Source organism: Amycolatopsis sp. NPDC004625 (assembly GCF_040609695.1).
Lineage (GTDB): Bacteria > Actinomycetota > Actinomycetes > Mycobacteriales > Pseudonocardiaceae > Amycolatopsis.
The window spans coordinates 19,505-42,676 of record NZ_JBEXKX010000064.1; the positions used below are offsets into that span (position 1 = coordinate 19,505).

Here is a 23,172-nt window from a genome sequence, read left to right on the forward strand (position 1 = left end):
CGTTGTTCGGTCGCGGCGGTAGCCGAGGAAAACGGGGTCGGGACACCCACTCGGGCGCATGGCAACCGCCCGAGCAGGTCCGCGCGTCGCGGAACGGCTCGGGGAATAAGGGACGCCTGCCCGGCGAGCAGGCGATTCCCGCGTATACCCCGTCCATCGCGGTGCGAAGCATCGACGGGCACCTGGTCCGCACCGGCGTCGAGGTCTACGCCTGGTACCGGCTCGCGCCGCAGCGCTGGTCGTTCCGCTCGGACTCCCAGCGGCGCGACCTGATCGCGGCCATCGCCGGCCAGTACGCCGAGCTGCAGGGCCGCTGGCTGCACCTGCGCGTGACGAACCGGCCGTACCCGATCCGGATGTGGGCCGAGGCGCACGTCTACAACGCGCACGGCCGCCCGGGCGACGTCCCGGGCGCGCTGTCGTTCGACGACTACCTGATCGGCGAGCAGCAGCAGCTGATGGGCCGCTCGATGGCCGAAAAAGAGGTCTACATCGGCGTCCAGGTGCAGACCCGGCGGATGGTCGACCGCGCGGTCGAACGCGCCGCGCCGGTGCTGCGCAAGATCCTCCCCGAAGCCGTCGACGCCGAGCTGAGCGCGCTCGACTCCGAGGTCGAGCACCTCGACCAGGTCATCGGCAGTGCCGGGCTGGAAGGCCGTCCGGTGCACGCCGAGGAGATGTCCTGGCTGATGCACCGCTCGTGCTCGCTCGGCCTGCCCGCGCCGCGGAACATGCCCGCCGTGCCCGGCGCGGCCTGGGAGCCCGAGGACCTGGCGAGCTTCACCGACGCCGCCGACTACTACGCCGACCCGTACGCGCCGACCGTGACCGTCCGCGGCCGCACCGGCTCCAACGCCGGCGTCTCGCGGCACCTGGCCGTGCTCACCGTCGGGCAGATGCACGGCCTGCAGATCCCCGAGGTCGACGACCCGTGGATCCAGCACGCCGACCGGCTGCCGGCGGCGGTCGAGGTGTCGGCGCGGATCTACGTCCGGCGCCCCGAAGAGGTCGCCAGCGAGCTGCAGCGGCAGATGAACAAGGTGCGCTCGCAGGTCAAGCACTACACCGACGAGCACGAGCTGGAGCCACCGCAGTCGCTGTCCCGGCAGGCCGGGCGCGTGCTGGAGATCGACGACGAGATGACGTCGGGCTTCACCGCGCTCGCCACCCGCGTGCGCTCGTGGTGGCGGCTGGCGGTGTCCGGCCCGACCGAGCGCGACGCGCTGCGCCTGGCCCAGCAGCTGCTCGACCTGTACAAGCCGAAGATCGCCATCGAGCACCCCGAGGCCCAGTACGCGATGGCCCGCGAGTTCATCCCGGGCGAGCCCCTGGCCTCGGCGGCGTACATGCGCCGCGGGTCGGTGGTCTGGGCGTCCTCGGCGGTCCCGACGGCGACCGCGGAGGTCGGCGACCGCCGCGGCATCCTGCTGGGCGAGACGTGCACGGCCACGCGGCGCCCGGTGGCCTGGGACCCGTGGATGGCCCAGGAAATCCGCGACGGCTCGGGCCTGACGGCGATGGTGGCCGGCCTGGGTGGTGGTAAGTCGTTCCTCGGCGGCGGCATCGTCTACAAGACGCTGCGCGCGGGCGCGAACTGGACGATCCTCGACCCGTCCGGGCCGCTGTCACGGCTGTGCGACCTGCCGGAGCTGCGCCCGTACGCGCGGCCGATCAACCTGCTCAACGCCCAGCCCGGCATCCTGAACCCGTACCGGGTGGTCGCCGAGCCGCTGATCGAGCACTTCATGGACGAGGACGACCCCGAGCGCTCGTGGCGCCGCGAGAAAGCCCTCGCGGGCGCGACGCGGCGGCGTCTCGTGCTGGACGTCCTGACCGGTGTCCTGCCGTACGAGGTGTCGCGGATGGCCCAGACCCGGATCGTGCTGCTGCGCGCGGTGCGGGCCGTCGGCGGCCGGTTCGACGCCGATCCGGGCCAGGTAATCGATGCCCTGCGCCGGGATTCGTCGGAACACCACGAGCACGCGGGCGTCGTCGCGGACTTCCTCGACGAGATGCGCGAGCGGATGGCGCTGCTGATCCCGGAGACGGACGCGGACCCGTACTCGGAAACGCGTGACGACCGGCTCACGGTCCTGACGATGGCGGGCCTGACCCTGCCAAAGGACGGCGTCCCCCGCGAGTACTGGACGGACGCGGAGTCCCTCGGTGTCGAGATGCTGAACCTGGCGGCGTGGCTGACCCAGCGGTCGGTGTACGAGAAGCCGAAGGAGATGCGCAAGGGCGTCTGGATCGACGAGGCGTTCTTCCTGTCGGAGGTCCCGACCGGGCGCGTGCTGATGAACCGCTTCGCGCGTGACTCGCGCAAGTGGAACGTCCGGGTCCTGCTGTCGTCCCAGATCCCGGCGGACTTCCTGAAGATCCAGGGTTTCGTGGCCCTGCTGGACTCGGTGTTCGTGGGCCGTCTCGACGACGACGACGCCCAGGCCGACGCCCTGCGCCTGTTGAAGGTGCCCGTCGGCGTCGGGTACGAGCAGGTCGTGGCGGCCCTGGGCCGCCGCCCGGGTTCACAGCAGCGCGGGCTGGAGCGCGACGTGGAACCCCGCCAGTTCATCTTCGGCGACGGCGCCGGCGGCGTGGAGCGCATCCGCGTCGACTTCTCGGGCCCCCACCTGGACCACCTGCGCGCGGTGATGGACACGACCCCGGGGTCGAAGGACGCGGCGCCGTCCCGGCGTCCGGGCAACGAGCTGGCCCTGCCGGGCACGGAGGAGAAGAAGCCGTACGTCCCGGTCCCCCCGGAGGACGACATCGAGCTGGAGCAGGACTTCGAGCTGGCAGCGGAACTGGAGGTCGGCCTGGCCGACGAGAACCTCCTGGGAGCTCCGGACCCCCTGGCGTCGGAGACGGGCGAGGTGGAGGGCGGGGTCCAGGCGTCGAACGGGCAGCAGCACGCCCGAACCGGTGGAAAGGGCGGCACCGGCCGGGACGCCGCATGAACACCGTGCTGACGCTGGCGGTCCTGCTGACGTTGGCCGCGGGGTGGCACTCGCTGAAGCGGCGGATCAAGAACGGTCCGCGGCCGGGGCGGCGCACGCCGGGGCGCAAGGCGACGATGTTCGCCGTCATGCTCGTCTTCGGTCTGCAGGCCATCGCGACCGCGCCCGCGGCGAGCGCGGCGGCCTGTGGCGAAGCGCCCAACCCCGAACGCCCCGGCGCGGGCATGGTCGGCGCGATCGACCCGGCCGAAGGCCACGGCGAGGCGGGCAGCCCGTACGTCGACTACAGCTACGCCGGGTTCGTCTGGAACACCTTCGAGACGAACTGCTCCGGCCTGAGCCTCACCCCCGCCGGTTCGACGCTCGACACCTGGGGCGGCAACCAGCTGTTCAACCTGGGCAAGAACATCGTCGGCGCGACGAACTCGCTGCACTACACCGTGCTCGAAGGCGGCCTGCTCAACCCGCTCTACAGCGCGGTGAAGTCGGGTGCGGAGAAGGTCTACAACAACATCTACGCCCAGCTGTTCGGGCTGGTCGCGCTGGTCATGTCGATCATGCTGTTCCGCAACATCTGGCGCGGCGATCTCGCCGCGGTCAGCAAACGGGCGCTCTACGCGCTGGCGGGCGTCTGGCTGGCCGCGTCGTCGCTGGCGATGCTGCGGTACTTCGACCCGATCGACAAGGCGATCGTCCAGACCACGACGAACATCCAGGCCGGGTTCGTCGACGACTCCAACGACCGCGTCATCCGGCACGTGCTGCCGACGAACCTGCACAACGAAATCGTCTACAAGAACTGGATCCGCGGGGAGTTCGGGTCGCCGACCGCGCCGCAGGCCGACCAGTTCGGCCGCCCGCTCCTGGACGCACAGGCGTTCACGTGGGCGCAGCTGCGCAACGGCGACGACGGCAACCAGGCCGTCATCGACGGCAAGAAGAACGCCTACAAGGACATCTCCACCAAACTCGGCCCCGCCACCGGCTACTTCACCGGCGAAGCGGGCGGCCGCACCGGCGCCGGCTTCCTCTCCCTCGGCCAGGCCCTCGTCTACTCGCTCTTCCAGCTCCTGGCCAAGGCGAGCGTCCTGCTCGCCCAGGTCCTCATCCGCCTCTTCGCCCTCACCGCGCCGCTGATCGGGCTCATCGCCCTGCTGCACCCGGAGATCCTCCGCCGTGTGCTCAAGGTCGCCGGCGGGGTCGCCTTCAACCTCGTCGTGCTCTCGGTCCTCGCCGGCGTGCACGCCCTTCTGCTGCAAGCCATCTTCGACGCCGGCAACTCGCTCAACATGCTCACGCAGATGGTCCTCGCCGGGCTCATCACCGTGCTGCTGTTCATGGTCGGGCGGCCCGTGCGGCGGCTGTGGCAGATGGTCGAGATGTCGGTCAGCATGGTCGGCGCCGCCGTGCCGTCGCCCGGGGGCGGGATCTTCTCGCGCTTCCGGCGCTCCAAGAACGGCCCGACCCCGCAGGACGAGTTCTGGCAGACCGTGCGCGACACCGACGACGTCGTCGACGGCGAGCAGCGCGGCCCGCTCGGCGCCACCGCCGGCGGTGGCCGGTTCCGGCCGGAAGCCACGATCTTCGCCAACGCCCAGCGCCTCGACAACGGCTCCGGCGCCTCCCGCCCGGCCGCCGCGTGGTCCGGCGCCTGGCCGGGGGCCGTCGGCGGGGGCGGCTCCGCGGGTGCGCTGCCCGCGGGCCGGCGTCCCGGCGCGCCCGTCTTCGGCCAGTACAACCCGGCCAACGGCGACGGCGGCGAGTACGTCGTCGTCGGCGCCGGTGGCCGTCCGACCACCCGGGAGGAGAGCCGGCGCGTCGACACTTCGCCGGTGGCCGATCGGCGGTGGAGCGACGAACCCGAGCCCGTCGTCGTGCCGTCCGACCTGCGCCCGCCCGAGTCCACCTTCAGCGACGCCGCGCCGCGGGTGCCGGGTGTGCGTGCCCAGCCGCGCCGCGTCGACCCCGAAGTCGTCGCCGGCAAGCCCGTCTTCGTGCTCTACCGGCCTTCGCGCGGCATCGAAGTGCGCGAGGAACCGCGGGACACCGACCAAGTCGTGGGGCGGTGACCGATGCCGATCCGCACCAACCGCGGCCGCACCGCGGTCTACCGGCGCCTGTGGGGCTGGCCGTTGCGCTCGCCGCGCCACCTGATGGGGACGCTGGTCTTCCTGGCCATCCTCATCACCGTGCTCGGCATCGTGCTGCCCAAGGCGGTCGGCAAACCGCAGGCCAAGGCGGCGCCGCCCACCGCCGGGACGACGACGTCGGTCACGACGACCCAGCCGGGCATCGCCGCCCCCGTCCCGACGTCCAACCTGCCGACGCGGCTGTCCACGCCGCTGGCCACCCCGACGCCGACGGCGCCGAACGCCGACGCGATCCGCGTCGCCAAGGAGTGGGCCGCGGCCTGGGTCAACCACCCGGCCGGGATGACCTCCGAGCAGTGGCTCGCGCAGCTGAAGCCGTTCACCACCGAGGAGTACCTGCCGGTGATGGGGACGGTGGACCCGGCGAACATCCCGGCGACCAAGGTCACCGGTGAGCCGGTGGTCGGCACGTCGTACCCGAGCTCGGTGCAGCTGACCATCCCCACCGACGGGCCGAAGCTGGCCATCACGGTGGTGAGCACGAACGCCGGCTGGCGGGTCGCCGACTACGACCAGGCGAGCTGACCGTGCGGCGCCTGGGGCTGTGGCTGGGGCTGATCGTGTTCGTCGCGGTCGGCGCCCTGGTCGTGACCGCGGTCGCCGCGAAGGTCGTCATCGACAACCAGCAGGCGCAGGCCCGGAGCGTGTCCCTGATGAGCTGCGACGCCTCGGTCGGGCCGACGCAGCCCGGCCAGGGCGACCGCGGCACGGTCGACGCGTCGAAACTGGACGACGAGCAGCGCGGGATCGTCGCGCTGATCATTTCGGTCGGCAAGCAGCGGTCGCTGGCGCCGCGCGCCTGGCAGGTCGCGATCCAGGCCGGGATGACCGAGTCCGGGCTGCACAACCTCACCTTCGGCGACCGCGACTCGCTGGGCATCTTCCAGATGCGCCCGTCGATGGGCTGGGGCACGGTGGCGCAGGTCACCGACCCGACGTACGAGGTCAACAAGTTCTACGACGTGCTGCTCGCGGTGCCGGACTGGGAGAACCGCCGTCCGGGCGACGCGGCCCAGGCGGTGGAACGTTCGGGCTTCCCGGACCGCTACCACAAGTGGGAGCCGATGGCGGCGACCCTGGTGGAGAAGGTCGGCCAGGTCGTCGACGTCGTGGCGTGCGGCACCGGCATGGGGGCCCTGCTGCCGCCGAGTCAGGCCGCGGCGAAGGCGATCAGCTTCGCGCTCGGCGAGCAGGGGAAGCCGTATGTGTGGGGGGCCACAGGGCCGGACTCGTACGACTGTTCGGGCCTGATGCTCCGCGCGTACGAGTCGGCCGGCATCATCCTGCCGCGCGTCTCACGCGACCAGTACCACGCCGGCGCGTTGCTGCCGGTACGCGAGGCGCAGCCCGGTGACCTGCTGTTCCTCGCCACCGATCCGTCGGATCCGTCCTCCATCCACCACGTGATGATGTACCTGGGCGACGACAAGGTCGTCGAAGCGCAGCAGACGGGTGTGCCGGTGCACACGCGGGCGTTCTCGTTCGACGAGCGCGAACTGGTGCCGCAGGCGGTCCGCCCCGGCGTTTAGCATGGGGCGAGAGGGCCTTGACACCGAACGGCCGATCCACCCGACGTCGCGGCGCTTCCACGAGCAGGTGGCCGCGTACAGGCAGAGGATGAGCACGTGGGACGCAAATTCGGCAGGCGAGGCAAGCCCGGAGCGGGCGAGCCCCACGACCCGGCGGCGCTGTTCGGCGCACCCCAGCCGCCCCGGCAGTCGGCGCGTCCCGCGTCCAGCACCCCGCTGGCCGACCAGCTGAGCCAGGGCTACCCGGGTGTCGACGCGGGTTACGTGGTGCTGCCCAGGTCGCTGGCGGAGGGCATGTCCCTGCCGTGGCAGCACCAGATGGCGGCGCTGCTGGCCCAGTTCCACGCGGAGCACGCGGGGTTGGCGTGGCCGATCTACCGGGTGGTGCCATCCAGGTACGAGAAGCTGGCGGACCTCGACGAGGAGCAGCTCGCGGAGGCGGGCTACCTGGTGGAGATGGACGCGGACGGCGAGATGGTCTACCGCGAGCGAAGCGGCCGGAAGGTGGAGGACCCGGAGAACACCTCGGTGCTGGTGTCGTGCCTGGACCCGATCCCGAAGCCGGCGGGCCGGCCGGCGCCCCCGACGGCATCACCGGGTGGGCAGGCCCCGGCCCCGATGAACATCGGGCCGGCGCCGGTGTGGCGGACGGTGCCTCACCCGCCACCGGGGCCTTCGCCTTCGGTCCCGGGGACGCCGGCGGGGTGGGGACGTCCGGCCGCTGGCGGCTCGGCGGCCCCTGCCGCGTCGGATCCGCCGGGCCCGGCGCGGGCACCGGCGCCTCGCCACGCGGCCGCGGAGCCAGCCTCCGGGGTTCCCGGTGGGCCGGGTGAGGCGAGCCGTCGGGAGACCGACTCGGCTGGGCAGGACGTGGAGGTCGCCCGGCCGGGTGAGGTGAGCCGGCCGGAGGTATGGGCGCAACCGGAGTGGCGGGACACGGACCGGGCGGAGGCCCCGGTTGCGGTCGAACCTCCTCCGGGAGGCGTGGCTTCCACGGTCGAGCCGGCGCTGGAGCAGCCGGAGGCCCCGGCTGCGGTCGAGCCACGTCCGGGAAGCGTGCCTTCTACGGTCGAGCCGGCGCTGGAGCAGCCGGAGGCCCCGGCTGCGGTCGAGCCACCTTCGGGAAGCGCGGCTTCTACGGTCGAGCCGGCGCTGGAGCAGCCGGAGACTTCCTCAGTGGAACCGATGACTGAGGCGGGTCATCCGGGGGCCGCTGCTCGCATCTCGGTGGAATCGGCGCCGCAGAGCGCCGGGCGGCCGGAGGCTGCCACACCGCCCGCGAGCGAACCTGCACCGGTGGAAGGGAGCCGGCCAGAGGCCGCTGCCTCCGTGGAACCGGTGCGGCCGGAAGCGTCTGAACCGGCTGAGGCCGCACCAGAAGGTGCGGCTCCTACGCCGGCTCCGGTCGAGGTGGCTCCGAGCGGGGCAAGCCATTCGCCGGCCGCCGCTTCCACTCCGGCCGAGCCGGAGGCTGCCTCACCGGCAGTCGAGCGCGCGCCCACGGGCCAGGCACCGGCTGCCGCCTCCGCTGAAGGGGCGTCTAAGGCCCTGGAACAGTCGGGGGCACCGGCTGCGGTCGAAGGTGCAGTAAGGGAGACAAGCCGTTCGGAGGCCAGCTCCACGCCGGTCGAGCCGGAGCCGCAGATCGTGCAACAGCCGGAGGCTGCCGCACCGGGGGCCGCGGCTGACATTGCCGCTTCGGCTGAAGTGGCTCACGCACCTGCGGCCGTCGAAACGGCGCCGAACGAGGCTGCCTCACCGGCAGATGAGCGTGCGCCAGAAGGCACGAGTCAACCGCAGCCGGCGCCCCAAGACCCGGACCGGTCGGAGGCTGCTGCCCTACCCGACCCGGCGTCGCAGGACGTGGGTCCGGATCGGACTTCGGCCTCGGCTGAATCCGGAAGATGGAATGCTGCCCGCCTGGAAGACGCCGGACCGGCGCCATCCGTGGCAGGGAACGCACGCCAGGCTGAGGCTCCGGTGCCCCCGGTGGCGGAACAGCCGACCCCACCCGCGGTGCCTGATTCCCCTGACCAAGCCGCGCCGCAGCCGGCAGCGGCTGGCCCACAGCCGCCCGTCCAGGTGCAGCCTCCGGCGGCCGGTTCCCAGCTGCCCCGGCCGCCCTGGGGAACTCCCGACCTGCACTCGACCCCCGCACCCGGCCCCGCGCCGGCGCAAGAGCTTGGTCCGCGCCCGAACCCGCCGCTGCCGGGCACGAGCCCCGCTGCGCCCTCGAACCCACCCCAGTGGGAAGCCGTCCCGGCCCCCGCCGCGGCTTCGAACCCACGCGAGAACGGCCCGGCAACGAACCCACCCCCGTGGGAACCCGCAGCTCCCGCCTCCCGGGAAAACCCCCCAGCGCCGACGCAACAGCAACCGACGCAACAGCAACCGACCCAGCAGCAACCCGCCCCGAGCAAGCCCGTCTTCCCCGGCCCGGAATCCGCCCCCCAGCCCTTCCCCGCCCGCCACGCCGCTCCGGCGCGGCCGGTCTTTCCCGGGCCCGGCACCATGCCGCCCGTTCCGGCCGCTCCGAACGCCCGGCCCGTCTTCCCCGGCCGGGACACCCCCCTCCCGCAACCGTCCCGGCAGGAGCCCGAAACCCCACCTCGCGGGACCCCGCGGGGCTGGTTCGACGAGTTCCCCGAACAGACTGCCGAGCCCGAAGGGCCGCAGGACTTCGGACCCACCGGGCAGCCCACCGAGATCCCGTACCGGTACAAGCGCTGAAAAACCGGCGCCGGGATGCGAACCTTGGACCATGGCCAAAGACCCGAACCCGGACCCGGGGTGGTACTACAACACCCGCACCCACCAGGTCGAGCACCTCGAACGCAGCCGCGGCATCGACCTGCTCGGCCCCTACCCGGACGAGGCCACCGCCCGGCGCGCTCTCGAAATCGCCCGTGAGCGCACCCGGCGGGCCGATGCCGAGGAAGACGACTAGACCACCAGCTGCGGGCCCAGCACGAACTCCGGGTCCACCTGCGAGACGAGGTCGGCGCCCGCCCAGGCCCGGGCGTTTCGCAGGTGGAACTCGACCGCCTGGCGCTGGTAGCGCGCCCAGTCGCGCTGCTCCGCATCGACCGTCGTCAGCATCGAACGCAACGTCGAGAGGTTGCGCGGCTCGAGCTCGGTGATCGGCCGGGCCGTGCCGCGCTCCGCCGCGCGTACGTGCCCCGACGCCGACAGCCAGCCCAACAGCTCGCCGCCGACCTGGTCCTGCAGGAACTCGACGTCTTCCGCGTCCGTCACCTTGTTCCCCACCACCACGAGCCGCACGCCGAAGTCGCGGGCGTAGTCCGCGTACTGGCGGTACACCCCCACGCTGCGGACCGTCGGCTCGCACACCAGGAACGTCACGTCGAACCGCGTGAACAGCCCCGAAGCGAACGCGTCCGCGCCCGCCGTCATGTCCATCACGACGTATTCGCCGTCGACGTCCACCACATGGTTCAGCAGCAGCTCCGCCGCTCCCACCTTCGAGTGGTAGCACTTGACGCCGAGGTCGTCCTCGTCGAACTGGCCCGTGACGCCGAGCCGGACGCCGCCCAGCTGCCGGAAGCACGCGTCGAACACCGGGTTGTCCTCGAACGGCCGGACCAGCCGCGACCCGCGGCCCGGCGGGGTCGTCTTGATCATCGACGCCGCGTCCGGGATCCGCGGGTTGTCGCCGCGCAGGTAGTCCTTGATCAGGCCCATGTTGTCGCCGAGCGTCGGCCAGGCGAGCGCTTCCTCCTCTGTCGCGCCGAGCGCCACCGCGAGGTGCTGGTTGATGTCGGCGTCGATGGCCAGCACCGGCAGCCCGGCGTCGGCCAGGTACGCGACGAACAGCGACGACAACGTGGTCTTGCCGCTGCCGCCCTTGCCGACGAACGCGATCTTCACAGGAGAGACCTTTCTGGCAATGAAGACGGTTTTCATTTTACCGGGGCAACGTACACCCGACCGGCCCGCGCCCGATCGGGCGATCTCCGGGCCCGGAGCGGGTTAGGGTTGGGGGGTGCCTCCCCTCGTGATCAGGACACACTCGGCGGGCGGGGACTTCGGCCCCCTGCGTGCCGAGTTTTCGCTGCCGGAGTCGTTCGGGCCCGAGGTGCTGGCCGAGGCGGAGGCGGCGGTCCTCGACCCGCTGGCCAGCGCCGGCCCCCGGGAGGACGCGACGGACCTGCCGCTGGTCACCATCGACCCGCCCGGCGCCAAGGACCTCGACCAGGCGATGGTCGTCGAGAAGACCGCGCACGGCTTCCGCGTGCACTACGCGATCGCCGACCTCGCCGCGTTCGTCCCGCCCGGCGGCGCGCTCGACCGGGAGTCGCGCCTGCGCGGGCAGACGCTCTACCTGCCGGACGGGAACGTCCCGCTGCACCCGCCGGTGCTGTCCGAAGGCGCGGCGAGCCTGCTGCCCGGCGAGGTCCGGCCCGCGGTGCTCTGGACCATCGAGACCGACGACGCCGGCGAGCCGACGGCCACCCGGGTGCGCCGCGCACTGGTCCGGTCCACCGAGCAGTTCGACTACGAGACGGTGCAGGCCGCGCTCGACGCCGGAAATCCGCACCCGTCGGTGGCCGCGCTGCCCGAGCTGGGCCGGCGGCGGCGCGAGCTGGCCGTCCGGCGCGGCGCCGTCGAGCTGCAGCTGCCGGAGCAGGAGATCACCGGCGACCCGGACGGCGGCTGGGTGCTCGCCCGCCGCCCGCGCACCGCCGTCGACGCCTGGAACGCCGAGATTTCCCTGCTCACCGGGATGGCCGCGGCGCGGATCATGCTCGACGCGCGGATCGGCGTCCTCCGCACGTTGCCCGACCCCGAGCCCGAGGCCGTCGACTGGTTGCGCCGCTCGGCGGAGGCGCTGGGCATCGCCTGGGCGCCGGAGACGACGGTTTCGGAGTTCCTGTCCCGGTTGGACCCCGGGCAGCCGGCGTCGATGGCGCTCTACGCCGACACGACCCGGCTGCTGCGCGGCGCGGGCTACACGGCGTTCGACGGCGAGTTGCCGGCGCTGACGACGCATGCGGGCATCGGCGGCGCGTACGCGCACGTCACGGCCCCGATCCGGCGGCTGGTGGACCGGTTCGCCACGGAGATCTGCCTCGCCGTTTCGGCCGGGCGCGAGGTCCCGGACTGGGTGCGGGCGGCGCTGGCGGACGTCCCGGAGCGGATGAGCGCGTCGGACACCCTGGCCGCGAAGGTCGAGCGGGCGTGCATCGACCAGGTCGAGGCGTGGGTGCTGGCCGAGCACGTCGGCGGCGAGTTCAGCGCGGTGGTGCTGCGCGCGGACGAGAACAAGGCGGAGATCCTGGTCGAAGACCCGACGGTGATGGCGAAGTGCGCGGGGGAGCGCCTGACGGCGGGCGAGCGGATCGCGGTCCGCCTCACCGCGGTCGACGTCGACAAGCGGAAGGTGTCGTTCGAGCGCGCATGACGTACCTCGTCGACGACCTCGGGGAACCGGTACCGCTGCGCGGCCCGGCGTCCCGGGTCGTCTCCCTGGTGCCGTCGCTGACGGAAGCGGTCGAGGTCAGCGCCCCCGGCCGCCTCGCGGGCGCGACGGACTACTGCACGCATCCATCCACTTTGGACGTACCACGGGTGGGCGGCTCGAAGTACCCGAAGCTGGACCGGGTCCTGGAACTGGCACCGGACCTGGTGCTGGCCAACGCGGAGGAGAACCGCCCGGAGGACGTGGAACGCCTGCGCGCCAACGGAATCCCGGTGTGGGTGATGGCCGCGGCGGCTTCGGTGCCCGCGGCTTTGGGCTCGCTGCGGCGGATCCTGACGCAGGCGTACGAACTGGACGAGCCGGAGTGGCTGGTCACGGCGGAGGAGGTCTGGCGCGAGGTCCGGCCGGCGCGCTTCCACGCGGTGGTCCCGGTGTGGCGCAAGCCGTGGATCGTGGTGGGCCGGGACACGTTCGCCGGGGACGTTCTGCGCCGGGTGGGGGTCGCGAACGTGTACGCGGGTTCATCGGAGAGGTATCCGCGCCCGGAGGTGGAGGAGCTGCGGGCACGGTTGCGCGCGGACGCGGATCTGCTGGTGCTGCCGGACGAGCCGTACCTGTTCACGGAGGAGGACGGCCCGGACCACTTCCCGGACGCGCGGTACGTCCTGGTCTCGGGCCGTCATCTCACGTGGTACGGGCCTTCACTGGTCGAGGCGCACGTCGCGTTGACGGAGGCGCTGGCCGGGCTGTGAAGCCGAAGCCCGGGTGCGCGGTGGCCACGACAGTGTCATGAACCCGCCCGCTTCAGGCCGCTCAGCCACGCTTCGAGGCGCTCGAAGTGCTCGCTCGCCAGCCCGGTGTGCGCGTCGACCGGGATCAGTTCCGTCGGGAGGCCCGCCCGGCGCTCGACGAAGTCCCGCCGAGCGGCGGGGAACAGGTCGAAGTCGTCGTCGAACCAGGCCAAGGGGCGGCCGGCGGCGAAGCGGGCCACCGGGCCGAACTTCCACGCCGGCTGCGGCCCGGCGAACTCGACCACCGGCAGGAGCGGCAGGCCGATCGCCGGGCCGATCCGGCGGTTCGCCCGGTGTTCCCAGCTGCTCGCCCAGGCCAGCTCCGCGTTCGCGGAGCCGGCCAGGGCGAGCAGTGCCGGGCCGTGCGCGGGGTTCAGCCAGATCCGCAGGCGCTTGCGGCTCCACCGGGAAAGCCGCAGCGACTGCTCGACGTAGCCGGTGGGCTTCGCGTGGCGCGGAGCCGCCCACGGGCTCAGCGGGCCGTCGACGTCGAGCAGGATCAGCGGTCTCACACCACCTACAGCGTCAATCCCGTCAACACCGTTACCCGCTCCTCCGTGAAGTCCGCCATCGCCGCCGCCGGGCCTTCCCGCCCCACGCCCGAGTCCTTCACCCCGCCGTACGGCATCTGGTCCGCCCGGAAGCTCGGCACGTCCCCGACGATCACGCCGCCGACACGAAGAGCCGCCGACACCTCGAACGCCGTCGGCACGTCGCGGGTGAACACTCCCGCCTGCAGGCCGAACCGCGACGCGTTGATCCGCGCGACACCGTCGGCCACCGAAGCCACCCGGACCAGCGAAACCACCGGCCCGAACACCTCCTCCGCCATCACCGACGCGTCCTCCGGCACGTCCGCCAGCACCGTCGGCTCCACCGTCGCCCCCGAGCGGCCGCCGCCCGTCAGCAGGCGCGCGCCCGAAGACACCGCGTCGGCCACCCACGACGAAACGCGGGTGGCCGCGTCCACGTCGATCAGCGGGCCCACGTCGACGCCGTCCGCTCGCGGGTCGCCGGTGCGCAACGCCGCGACCTGCGAAAGCACCTTCTCTTCCAAAGCGTCGTAAACGGAAGTGTGCGCGTACACCCGCTGCACCGAGATGCACGACTGCCCCGCCTGGTACATCGCGAACGTTGCGATCCGCTGGGCCGCGAAGTCCAGGTCCGCCCAGTCCGGGCAGACCAGGACCGCCGCGTTGCCGCCCAGTTCCAGGGCCACGTGCTTGCGCGGGACGCGGTCGCGGATGGCCCAGCCCACCGGGACCGACCCCGTGAACGACACCACCGGCAGCCGGGGGTCCTCGACCAGGCGGGACGACGTCTCGTTGTCCACCGGCAGGATCGACCACGAGCCCGCCGGCAGGTCCGTCGAAGCCAGGATTTCGCCCAGCAGCAACGCCGTCAGCGGGGTCGCCGGCGCGGGCTTGAGCACGATCGGTGTGCCCACCGCGATCGCCGGGGCCACCTTGTGGGCCACCAGGTTGAGCGGGAAGTTGAACGGCGTGATGCCCAGCACGGGCCCGCGTGGCACGCGCCGGACCAGGGCCAGCCGGCCCGTGCCGCCCGCGTCCGTGTCGAGGCGCTGCAGGTCACCCGAGAAGCGGCGGGCCTCCTCCGCCGCCCAGCGGAACGTCGACACCGCGCGGCCGACCTCGCCGCGTGCCCACTTCAGCGGCTTGCCCGACTCCGCCGTGATCAGGGCGGCGATCTCTTCGGACCGCTCACCCAGCGATCGGGACACGTGGTCCAACGCCCCGGCGCGGACGTGCGCCGGCAGCGTGGCGAACTCGTCGGCGACGTCGTGCGCCGCCTGCACCGCGGCTTCGACGTCCGAGGCGGCGGGCACGAAGTGCGCCCCCGCGGAGGAACCGTCGAACGAGTGACGGACGACGGCGGTGGCACCGCCGGTCACCGGCTTTCCGGCGACCCAGAACGGGAAAGTCATGCGCGAGCCTCCGTGCGGACAGCGTGCTCGAGGACCGCCAGGCCCTCGTCGAGCAGGTCGTTGGACAGGGACAGCGGCGGCAGCAGCCGGACGACGTTGCCGTAGGTGCCGCAGGTCAGCACCACCACGCCGGCCCGGTGACAGGCCGCCGCGACGCGCTTGGTGAGGTCCGTGTCCGGTTCGGTGGTCCCGGGCTTCACGAACTCCGCGGCCAGCATCGCGCCGCGCCCGCGGACGTCGCCGATCACCCCGGTCTCGGCGGCCAGCGCCCGCAGCCGCGGCAGGACGACGCCTTCGATGCGCTTGGCCGACGCGGCGAGGTCCTCGTTCTTCATCGTCTCGATCGAGCCCAGCGCCGCCGCGCAGGCGATCGGGTTGCCGCCGTAGGTGCCGCCGAGGCCACCCGGCGGGACCGCGTCCAACAGGGACGCGCGGCCGGTGACGGCGGACAGCGGCAGCCCGCCCGCGATGCCCTTGGCCGTCGCGATCAGGTCCGGCACCACGTCCTCGTCGGACGAGGCGAACCAGGAACCGGTGCGGCAGAAGCCCGTCTGGACCTCGTCGGCGACGAACACGACGCCGTTTTCGCGGCACCACGCCGAAATCGCGGGCAGGAACCCGCGTGCCGGCTCGATGAACCCGCCCTCGCCCTGGATCGGCTCCAGCACCACGGCGGCCACCTGGTCGCCGCCGACCTGCTTCTCGATCCGGTCGATGGCCAGCGCGGCCGCCTCGGGGCCGGACAGGCCGTCGCGGAACGGGTACGAGCCCGGCACGCGGTAGACCTCGGGGGCGAACGGCCCGAAGCCGTGCTTGTAGGGCACCGACTTCGCGGTCATGCCCATGGTCAGGTTGGTGCGGCCGTGGTAGGCGTGGTCGAACACGACGACGGCCTGGCGCCCGGTCGCCACCCGGGCGATCTTCACGGCGTTCTCGACGGCTTCGGCGCCGGAGTTGAACAGCACCGACTTCTTCGCGTGGTCGCCCGGCGTCAGCTCGGCCAGCGCCTCGCAGACCTCGACGTACCCCTCGTACGGCGTGACCATGAAACACGTGTGGGTGAACCAGCACGCCTGCTTGCGGACACGGTCGACGACGGCCGGCGCGGAGTGCCCGACGTTGGTCACCGCGATGCCCGAGCCGAAGTCGATCAGGACGTTGCCGTCGGCGTCGGTCAGCAGGCCGCCGCTGGCGGAGGTAACGTAGACGGGCAGCACCGAACTGACCCCGGCGGCGACGGCGGCCGTGCGCCGCTCCTGCAGCTCGCGCGAGAGCGGGCCGGGGATTTCGGTGCGCAGCCTGCGCTGCCGGGGGGCTGGGGCCTGCGGCCCGGCGGTGGTGCTTGCGGTCACGGCGTCTCCCTGGGATGTCGGTGGACGTCCTCAGGATGAGTCCCGCGGCGGCCGCCGTCAGCTGGCCGTTCTGTACAGGAACGCGCGTAGGATTGGCCGTTATGGCACTCACGATGGCCGGCCTGGCCGCCGAGCGCCCGCTCGGGCTGCGGGTGCTGACCGGCGGCACCCTCCTCGACCGCCCGATCGGCTGGGTGCACCCGACCGAGCTCACCGACCCGCAGGCGTTCCTCGAAGGCGGCGAGCTGCTGCTCACCACCGGCCTGGCCCTGGACGAGGAGACGTCGCCGGCCTACGTGCGCCGCCTGGTCGACGCCGGCGTGGCGGGCCTCGGCTTCGGCGTCGGGCTGAGCCACGAGACCGTGCCCCGCGCCCTCGTGGCGACGGCCGCGGAGGTGGGCCTCCCGGTGCTGGAGGTGCCGCGCGAGACGCCGTTCATCGCGATCACCCGCGCGGTCTCGCGGGCGGTGGCGGCCGACGAGTACGCGACGACGGTCCGGATCGGCCGCGCGCAGCAGGAGCTGACCCGCACGGCGGTCGGCAAGGGCGGCCCGGCGGGGGTGCTGCGCAAGCTGGCGAAGCTGGTCGACGGCTGGGTGCTGCTCTTCGACCGCACGACAGTCAGCGAAGCAACTCCGGCGAGCGCGCGGGCGTACGGCCCTTCGCTGCGCGAAGAGCTGGAGCGCCTTCGCACCGGTACGCGAGTCGTCGTGCTCGATGGCCAGGAAGTCGTGCTGCAGACCCTTGACACCGGCGCGCGCCGGGTGCTCGCCGTCGGCGCGTCGCTTGACACGGCGGGACGGCACATCGTCAACACGGCGGTTTCGGTGCTGTCCCTGGCGCTGGAACAGGACCGCGCGCAGGCGGCGGCGAGGGAGGCGTTGCGGACCGGGCTGCTGGAGTTGCTGGTGGGTGGCCAGGCCGAGCTGGCGTTGCGGGTGCTCGCCGCTTCCGGGGCCGAGGCGCCGGCCGCACCGTGGTCGGTGCTGGTGTTCGCCGGCCCGCCCGCCGCGCGGCGCAAGCTGCTCGACGCGCTGGAGAACGAGCCGGTGTTCGCCGCGCGGCACGGCTCGACGGTGGTCGTGCTCGGCGCCGCCGACGCGGTGACGGACGCGGCGCTGCGGGCCGGCGGCCTGCACGGGGGCCTGGCCGGCCCGGTGACCGCGGCGGACTTCGCGGCCGGGCTGGAGCAGGCGGAACTGGCGTGCCGGGTCGCGGAGGCGGAGGGCAAGCTCCTGGTGTCGGCGGCCGAGCACTCGGCCCGCGGCCTGCTGTCCCTGATCGACCCGGTGGTGGCCCGCGTCTACGGCGAGAACCTGCTGGCCCCGCTGCGCCGCCACGACGAGACGGGCCGCGGCGACCTGGAGACGTCCCTGCGCTGCTGGCTGGAGCACCACGGCCACTGGGACATCGCCGCGGCACGCCTCGGCGTCCACCGGCACACCCTGCGGAACCGGATCACCAAGGTGCAGGACCTGCTGGGCCGCGACCTGGACTCACCGGGCGTCCGCGCGGAACTCTGGGTCGCGCTGCAGACCTAGCCGGCGCCTGCCGGACGTCCCGGCCGCACTGGTCCACGTACTTTCTCAGGCTCCGGTCACCAGCACGATCGGCGAGTCCCCGCAGCGCCGGAGCCGTGGCCCGGGCTCCGCGCCCGCCGACCACCACGCCGGGACGGCGGCCTCGCGCACCAGTGAGCCCGTCGGCTGCCGGACGCTGTTGGACACGATCACCCGCCCCTGCGCGTTCAGCAGCGCCGCCCCGCGCCCCAGCGCACGCAACCGCGGCCGGACCGCCCGCTCGAACTCGCGCACGTACACGTCCGCGCCCACGACGCCCGCGAAGGCGCCGGCCCGGCACACCGGGATGGTGAACGTCAGCGTGTACTCGTCGGTGCACAGGTAGTCGACGTACGGGCCGTTGATGTGCCGCCGTCCGGTGTCTCGCGGGACCGTGAACCACGACTGGCGGGTGTAGTCGAGGAAGTTCTCGCTGGCCGGGTCGAGGCTGATGAACAGCTGCGCCGGGGGAGACCCGGCCGTCCACCATTCGAAGCCGAACTCCGAATCGGTCAGCACGTGCGGGGCGCTGACGAAACCGGCGCCGATGATCAGCCCGCCGAGCGCCTCGGTGACCTGCGGCCGGATCCGGTGCAGGGCCGCCGCGGCCGGGGCGTCCGCCAGCACCGACTCGGCCGCCGCCAGCAGCGGCTTCAGGCGTTCGAAGACCTCTTCCACCAACGCCGAGACCTGCTCGACGACCTCGTCGCCGGCCAGCGTGCGGGTGTCGTTCACGGTGCTCACCTCGATGCGCGGATTGTGCCGGATTTTACGGGGCGAGCAAGTCGAGGTGAACGTCCGCGAGCCGGTCCAGTGCGGCCAGCAGGTGCTCTTCCGTCAGTTTGCGGGCCAGTTCGCCGTCCGCGGCGGAAATCGCCGCGGTGATCGCCGTGTGTTCTTCGCAGGAGGGAGCCGTCGACCCCAGCGGCAGCCACAGCAGCCCGCCCAGCTCGCTCTGCAGGTGGACCTCTTCGTGCGTGAGCCGCGGTGACTGCGCGGCCGCCGCGACCTCCAGGTGGAACTGCCGCTCGGCCCGGGTGAAGTCGATGCCGTGCGCCGTGCGGAGGTCTTCGGCCGCCAAGCGCAGCCGGGCGACGTCCTCGGGGGAGCTGCGCTCGGCGGCGAGCTTCGCGGCGGCCCCGGCGATCGCCAGGTAGTGGTCGCCGACGTCCCGCAGGTCCGACAGCGACACCTCGGCCAGCCGCGCGCGCCACGCGTCCGGCGGTGGGTTGGCCGGCGCGCGGACGAAGCTGCCGCCGCTGCGCCCTCGGCGCGTCTCGACCAGGCCCTGCTGCCGCAGCGCCACCAGCGCCTCCCGGACCGTCACGGTCGAGACGCCGAACTGCGCGGCCAGGTCGGCCTCGCTGGGCAGCTGCTCTTCGTCGGCCAGCAGGCCGAGCGTGATGGCGTCGACCAGCCGTGCCGCCACCGCCTCCGCCCGGCCGACCTGGCCGAGCGGCGCGAACATGGCGGATCGCGCGCTGTGCGACATGCCCTTGCGCATCGTGCCCCTTCGCCGGACTACCCGTTCGCACCAATCTTGCCTGATCCTCTTGTCCTATTACATATGGACTTATATGTTTTAGCCCCCGCCAGCACCGAGGAGTGATCGTGCAGGAGCTGAAGCACTACGTCGGCGGCGCGTACGTCGAGTCCAAGTCGGGCCGGACCGCGGAGCTCGTCGACCCGGTCACCGGGCGCCCCTACTGCACCGCGCCGATCGCCGGACCCGAGGACGTCGACAACGCGCTGCAGGTCGCCGCGACCGCGTTCGAGACCTGGCGGACGACCACGCCCGCCCAGCGCCAGCTCGCGCTGCTCAAGCTCGCCGACGCGCTCGAAGCCCGGGCCGAGGAGATCGTGGCCGTCGAGTCCGCGAACACCGGCAAGCCGATCGCGCTGACCACGGCCGAAGAGATCCCGATGGTCCTGGACCAGGTCCGCTTCTTCGCCGGGGCCGCGCGCGTGCTCGAAGGCCGCGCGGCGGGCGAGTACCTGGAAGGCCACACGTCGTTCGTGCGCCGCGAGCCCGTCGGCGTCTGCGCGCAGGTCACGCCGTGGAACTACCCGCTGCTGATGGCCATCTGGAAGATCGCGCCCGCCCTCGCGGCCGGCAACACGATCGTGCTCAAGCCGTCCGACACGACCCCGGCGTCGACACTGCTGCTGGCCGAGATCGCCGGCGAGTTCCTCCCGCCCGGCGTGTTCAACGTGGTCTGCGGCGACCGCGACACCGGCCGCGCGCTGGTCGAGCACGAGATCCCGGCGATGGTGTCGATCACCGGCTCGGTCCGGGCCGGCATCGAAGTCGCGCGCAGTGCCGCCACCGACGTCAAGCGCGTGCACCTCGAACTCGGCGGCAAGGCGCCGGTCATCGTCTTCGCCGACGCCGACCTCGAAGCCGCCGCCGAGGCCATCGCCGTCGCCGGGTACTTCAACGCGGGCCAGGACTGCACCGCCGCCACGCGCGTGCTGGTCGCCGACGACGTGCACGACACCTTCGTCGCCGCACTGGCCCGGCAGGCCGAGAACACGAAGACCGGCCGGCCGGACGACGAAGACGTCGCCTACGGCCCGCTCAACAACGCGGCCCAGCTCGAAAAGGTGGCCGGGTTCATCGACCGGCTGCCCGCGCACGCGACCGTCCACTGTGGAGGACACCGGGTCGGCGAGGAGGGCTACTTCTACGAGGCGACCGTCGTCTCCGGGCTCCGGCAGGACGACGAGGCCATCCAGGACGAGATCTTCGGCCCGGTCATCACCGTCCAGCGGTTCTCCGGCGAAGCCGAAGCCCTGAAGCTCGCGAACGGCGTCCAGTACGCCCTCGCGTCCTCGGTCTGGACCCGCGACCACCAGCGCGCGATGCGCGCCGCCGCGAAGCTCGACTTCGGCTGCGTCTGGATCAACACGCACATCCCCCTGGTCGCCGAGATGCCGCACGGCGGGTTCAAGAAGTCCGGCTACGGCAAGGACCTCTCCCTCTACGGCCTCGAGGACTACACGCGCGTCAAGCACGTGATGAGCGCACTGTGAGGCTGGCGATGCCCAACCAAGCACCGTCCGAGACGCGGGAAGTGCCCGCGGCGCCGGAAAGCACGCGTCCGGCCATCCGGCTTTCCGGGCTGCGCAAGCACTTCGGCGACGTCCACGCGGTCGACGGCGTCGACCTCGACATCCCGCCCGGCGAGTTCTTCTCGATGCTCGGCCCGTCCGGCTCCGGCAAGACGACGGTGCTGCGCATGATCGCCGGGTTCGAGCTGCCCACCGAGGGCACGATCGAGCTCGACGGCCACGACGTCAGCCGGCTGGCGCCGTTCGAGCGCGATGTCAACACGGTGTTCCAGGACTACGCGCTGTTCCCGCACATGACGGTGCAGCAGAACGTCGAGTACGGCCTGCGCGTCAAGCGCGTCCCGAAGCAGGAACGCCGGGAGCGCGCGCTGGAGGCGTTGAAGACCGTGCGGCTGGAGGACTACGGCCCGCGCAAGCCCACGCAGCTGTCCGGCGGCCAGCGCCAGCGCGTCGCCCTGGCCCGGGCGCTGGTCAACCGGCCCAAGGTGCTGCTGCTCGACGAGCCGCTCGGCGCGCTCGACCTCAAGCTGCGGCAGGCGATGCAGCTGGAGCTCAAGCAGATCCAGCGGGACGTCGGCATCACGTTCGTCTTCGTCACCCACGACCAGGACGAAGCGCTCACCATGAGCGACCGGATCGCGGTGTTCAACGACGGGAAGATCGAGCAGGTCGGGCCGCCCGAGGAGGTCTACGAACGGCCTGCCAGCGCGTTCGTCGCCGGGTTCGTCGGCACGTCGAACCTGCTGGGCGGCCGCGGCGCGGAGACCGTCATCGGCCGGCCCGGGCTGTTCAGCATCCGGCCGGAGAAGATCCGCATCGACGGCGAGCTGTCCGAGCCCGCCGCCGCGGGGGACACCAGCGCGACCGGCACGGTCACCGACGTGGTCTACGCCGGCGCCACCGTGCGGTACGCCGTCGCGCTCGACGCCGGGGGACAGCTTTCGGTCGTCCGGCAGAACAGCGACAACGCGACCTTCGCCGACGGGCGAGTCCGGCTGAGCTGGCGCGACGAACACAGCTTCCAGGTCCAGTAGTTCCCAGAAGGGTTGCCATGAAGAACAGGAAGACGCGGCTCGCCGGGGTGCTCGGCGCCAGCCTGCTGTTGGCTGCATGTGGCACGTCCGGCTCGAACTCCGCCGCGCCGCCGGGCGCGCAGGGCTTCACGCCGCCGAAGCTCGAAGCGCTGAAGGCGCTCGGGCAGCCGGAGGGGCAGCTGAACGTCCTCGCCTGGCCGGGGTACGCGGAGAACGGCTCGAACGACCCGAAGGTCAACTGGGTGACGCCGTTCGAGCAGCAGACCGGCTGCAAGGTCAACGTCAAGCCGTTCGGGACCTCCGACGAGGCCGTCACGCTGATGAAGACCGGGCAGTACGACGTCGTGTCCGCCTCCGGTGACGCGTCGCTGCGGCTGGTCGCCTCCGGGGACGCCGAGCCGGTGAACACCGACCTCGTGCCGAACTACAACGACGTCCAGCCGTTCCTCAAGGGCAAGTCCTGGAACAGCGTGAACGGCACGGCGTACGGCATCCCGCACGGCTGGGGCGCGAACCTGCTGACCTGGCGCACCGACAAGGTGACACCCGCGCCGGCGTCGTGGTCGGTCATGTTCGACGCGAACTCGCCCTACAAGGGCAAGGTGATCGCGTACGACTCGCCGATCTACATCGCCGACGCCGCCCTGTACCTGATGGCGCACCAGCCGGACCTCGGCATCAAGAACCCGTACGCCCTCGACGACAAGCAGTTCACCGCCGCGGTGAACCTGCTCAAGCAGCAGCGGCCGCTGGTGTCCGAGTACTGGTCGGACTACCTCAAGGAGTCCCAAGCGCTGAAGAACGGCGACGCCGTCGTCGGCACCGCCTGGCAGGTCACGGTCAACCTGACCAAGGGCGAAGGCGCGCCGCTGGAGGCCGCCGTGCCGAGCGAAGGGGCGACCGGCTGGTCGGACACCTGGATGGTCGCGGCGAAGTCGGCGCACAAGACCTGCGCGTACAAGTGGCTCGACTACATCATCAGCCCGAAGGTCAACGCCCAGATCGCCGAGTACTTCGGCGAAGCGCCGGCGAACACGAAGGCGTGCGCGGAGATGACGGACAAGACGCTCTGCGGCACCTACCACGCCGATGACGCCGGGTACGCCTCGAAGATCGCCTACTGGACCACGCCGATCCCGCAGTGCCTCGACGGCCGCACGGACGTCAAGTGCAAGGACTACGGCGAGTGGACGAAGGCCTGGACCGAGATCAAGGGCTGACGGCCTCCGCAAGCTCCGGCCGGGGGGGGGGTTTTTTTGTGGGGGGTTGAGGGCGGGAAAAAAAACAACAAACAAAAACACCCCGCGGAGATAAGAGACGAAGAAGAAGGCCAGGGGGGCAAC

At 72.2% G+C, this 23,172-nt stretch carries 17 protein-coding genes and 1 pseudogene; 12 read left to right on the plus strand and 6 right to left on the minus strand.

Translation table 11 applies throughout. The annotated features are described in order from the left end of the window. Positions 1-2: 2 nt before the first annotated feature. The 6 genes and pseudogenes from ABZW17_RS41460 to ABZW17_RS41485 all read left to right on the plus strand — a co-directional run bounded on the left by ABZW17_RS41460 (position 3) and on the right by ABZW17_RS41485 (position 9,583). Positions 3-2,957: an ATP-binding protein gene (locus ABZW17_RS41460; protein ID WP_354826845.1), complete on the plus strand. Its 2,955-nt coding sequence runs from the start codon at positions 3-5 to the stop codon at positions 2,955-2,957. Then, the gene (locus tag ABZW17_RS41465; RefSeq protein WP_354826847.1) at positions 2,954-5,026 is read left to right on the plus strand and encodes a magnesium transporter; all 2,073 of its coding nucleotides are present in this window, start codon (positions 2,954-2,956) and stop codon (positions 5,024-5,026) included. Before ABZW17_RS41460 ends, ABZW17_RS41465 begins: the two co-directional genes overlap by 4 nt. Positions 5,027-5,029: 3 nt before the next feature. Further along, entirely contained in the window at positions 5,030-5,632 is a 603-nt protein-coding gene (locus tag ABZW17_RS41470; RefSeq protein ID WP_354826848.1) for a hypothetical protein, read from the plus strand. 2 nt (positions 5,633-5,634) lie between these two features. After that, positions 5,635-6,636 carry a C40 family peptidase gene (locus tag ABZW17_RS41475; protein ID WP_354826849.1) on the plus strand — a complete coding sequence of 334 codons (1,002 nt, stop codon included), beginning with the start codon at positions 5,635-5,637 and terminating at the stop codon, positions 6,634-6,636. 96 nt (positions 6,637-6,732) lie between these two features. Continuing rightward, positions 6,733-7,293: pseudogene (locus ABZW17_RS41480) on the plus strand (hypothetical protein); the annotation flags it as partial. Positions 7,294-9,397: 2,104 nt separating this feature from the next. Beyond that, on the plus strand, positions 9,398-9,583 hold the full coding sequence (locus ABZW17_RS41485) for a hypothetical protein (RefSeq protein WP_354826851.1): 186 nt from the start codon (positions 9,398-9,400) through the stop codon (positions 9,581-9,583). Here ABZW17_RS41485 and ABZW17_RS41490 read toward each other — a convergent pair. Further along, positions 9,580-10,524, minus strand: coding sequence for an ATP-binding protein (locus ABZW17_RS41490; protein WP_354826853.1), 945 nt, complete (start codon positions 10,522-10,524; stop codon positions 9,580-9,582). The two genes, ABZW17_RS41485 and ABZW17_RS41490, sit on opposite strands and share 4 nt — an antisense overlap. Positions 10,525-10,651: 127 nt before the next feature. Between ABZW17_RS41490 and ABZW17_RS41495 the strand changes: the two genes are divergently transcribed. Then, positions 10,652-12,058 (plus strand): RNB domain-containing ribonuclease, encoded by a 1,407-nt coding sequence (locus ABZW17_RS41495; RefSeq protein WP_354826855.1) that lies wholly within the window; start codon positions 10,652-10,654, stop codon positions 12,056-12,058. Then, positions 12,055-12,828, plus strand: a complete 774-nt coding sequence (locus tag ABZW17_RS41500) for a helical backbone metal receptor (RefSeq protein ID WP_354826857.1) — start codon at positions 12,055-12,057, stop codon at positions 12,826-12,828. The genes ABZW17_RS41495 and ABZW17_RS41500 overlap by 4 nt, the downstream gene beginning before the upstream one ends. A 35-nt stretch (positions 12,829-12,863) precedes the next feature. Here ABZW17_RS41500 and ABZW17_RS41505 read toward each other — a convergent pair whose 3' ends face one another. Genes ABZW17_RS41505 through gabT form a run of 3 tightly spaced genes read right to left on the minus strand, consistent with a single transcriptional unit; the run spans position 12,864 to position 16,164 of the window. After that, positions 12,864-13,379, minus strand: coding sequence for a hypothetical protein (locus ABZW17_RS41505; RefSeq protein ID WP_354826859.1), 516 nt, complete (start codon positions 13,377-13,379; stop codon positions 12,864-12,866). A gap of 5 nt (positions 13,380-13,384) precedes the next feature. Further along, positions 13,385-14,812 (minus strand): aldehyde dehydrogenase family protein, encoded by a 1,428-nt coding sequence (locus ABZW17_RS41510; protein WP_354826861.1) that lies wholly within the window; start codon positions 14,810-14,812, stop codon positions 13,385-13,387. Further along, entirely contained in the window at positions 14,809-16,164 is a 1,356-nt protein-coding gene (gene gabT, locus ABZW17_RS41515) for a 4-aminobutyrate--2-oxoglutarate transaminase (RefSeq protein ID WP_354826863.1), read from the minus strand. Before gabT ends, ABZW17_RS41510 begins: the two co-directional genes overlap by 4 nt. A 101-nt stretch (positions 16,165-16,265) precedes the next feature. On the opposite strand from gabT, the gene ABZW17_RS41520 reads away from it, so the two are divergent. After that, complete coding sequence (locus tag ABZW17_RS41520) at positions 16,266-17,705, plus strand: PucR family transcriptional regulator (protein ID WP_354826864.1); 1,440 nt, start codon at positions 16,266-16,268, stop codon at positions 17,703-17,705. A 45-nt stretch (positions 17,706-17,750) separates the two neighbouring features. Here ABZW17_RS41520 and ABZW17_RS41525 read toward each other — a convergent pair whose 3' ends face one another. Together ABZW17_RS41525 and ABZW17_RS41530 are read right to left on the minus strand one after the other, a co-directional pair. Next, on the minus strand, positions 17,751-18,458 hold the full coding sequence (locus tag ABZW17_RS41525) for a cache domain-containing protein (protein ID WP_354826866.1): 708 nt from the start codon (positions 18,456-18,458) through the stop codon (positions 17,751-17,753). Between the two features lie 34 nt (positions 18,459-18,492). Continuing rightward, complete coding sequence (locus ABZW17_RS41530) at positions 18,493-19,227, minus strand: FCD domain-containing protein (protein ID WP_354826868.1); 735 nt, start codon at positions 19,225-19,227, stop codon at positions 18,493-18,495. Between the two features lie 107 nt (positions 19,228-19,334). Here ABZW17_RS41530 and ABZW17_RS41535 point away from each other — a divergent pair, with 107 nt between their 5' ends. From ABZW17_RS41535 to ABZW17_RS41545, 3 genes are read left to right on the plus strand one after another with little or no spacing between them, the layout of a single operon-like run. Continuing rightward, positions 19,335-20,756, plus strand: coding sequence for a gamma-aminobutyraldehyde dehydrogenase (locus tag ABZW17_RS41535; RefSeq protein ID WP_354826869.1), 1,422 nt, complete (start codon positions 19,335-19,337; stop codon positions 20,754-20,756). 8 nt (positions 20,757-20,764) lie between these two features. After that, positions 20,765-21,829 (plus strand): ABC transporter ATP-binding protein, encoded by a 1,065-nt coding sequence (locus ABZW17_RS41540; protein ID WP_354826871.1) that lies wholly within the window; start codon positions 20,765-20,767, stop codon positions 21,827-21,829. Positions 21,830-21,846: 17 nt separating this feature from the next. Then, on the plus strand, positions 21,847-23,049 hold the full coding sequence (locus ABZW17_RS41545; protein WP_354826873.1) for an ABC transporter substrate-binding protein: 1,203 nt from the start codon (positions 21,847-21,849) through the stop codon (positions 23,047-23,049). Positions 23,050-23,172 lie beyond the last annotated feature (123 nt).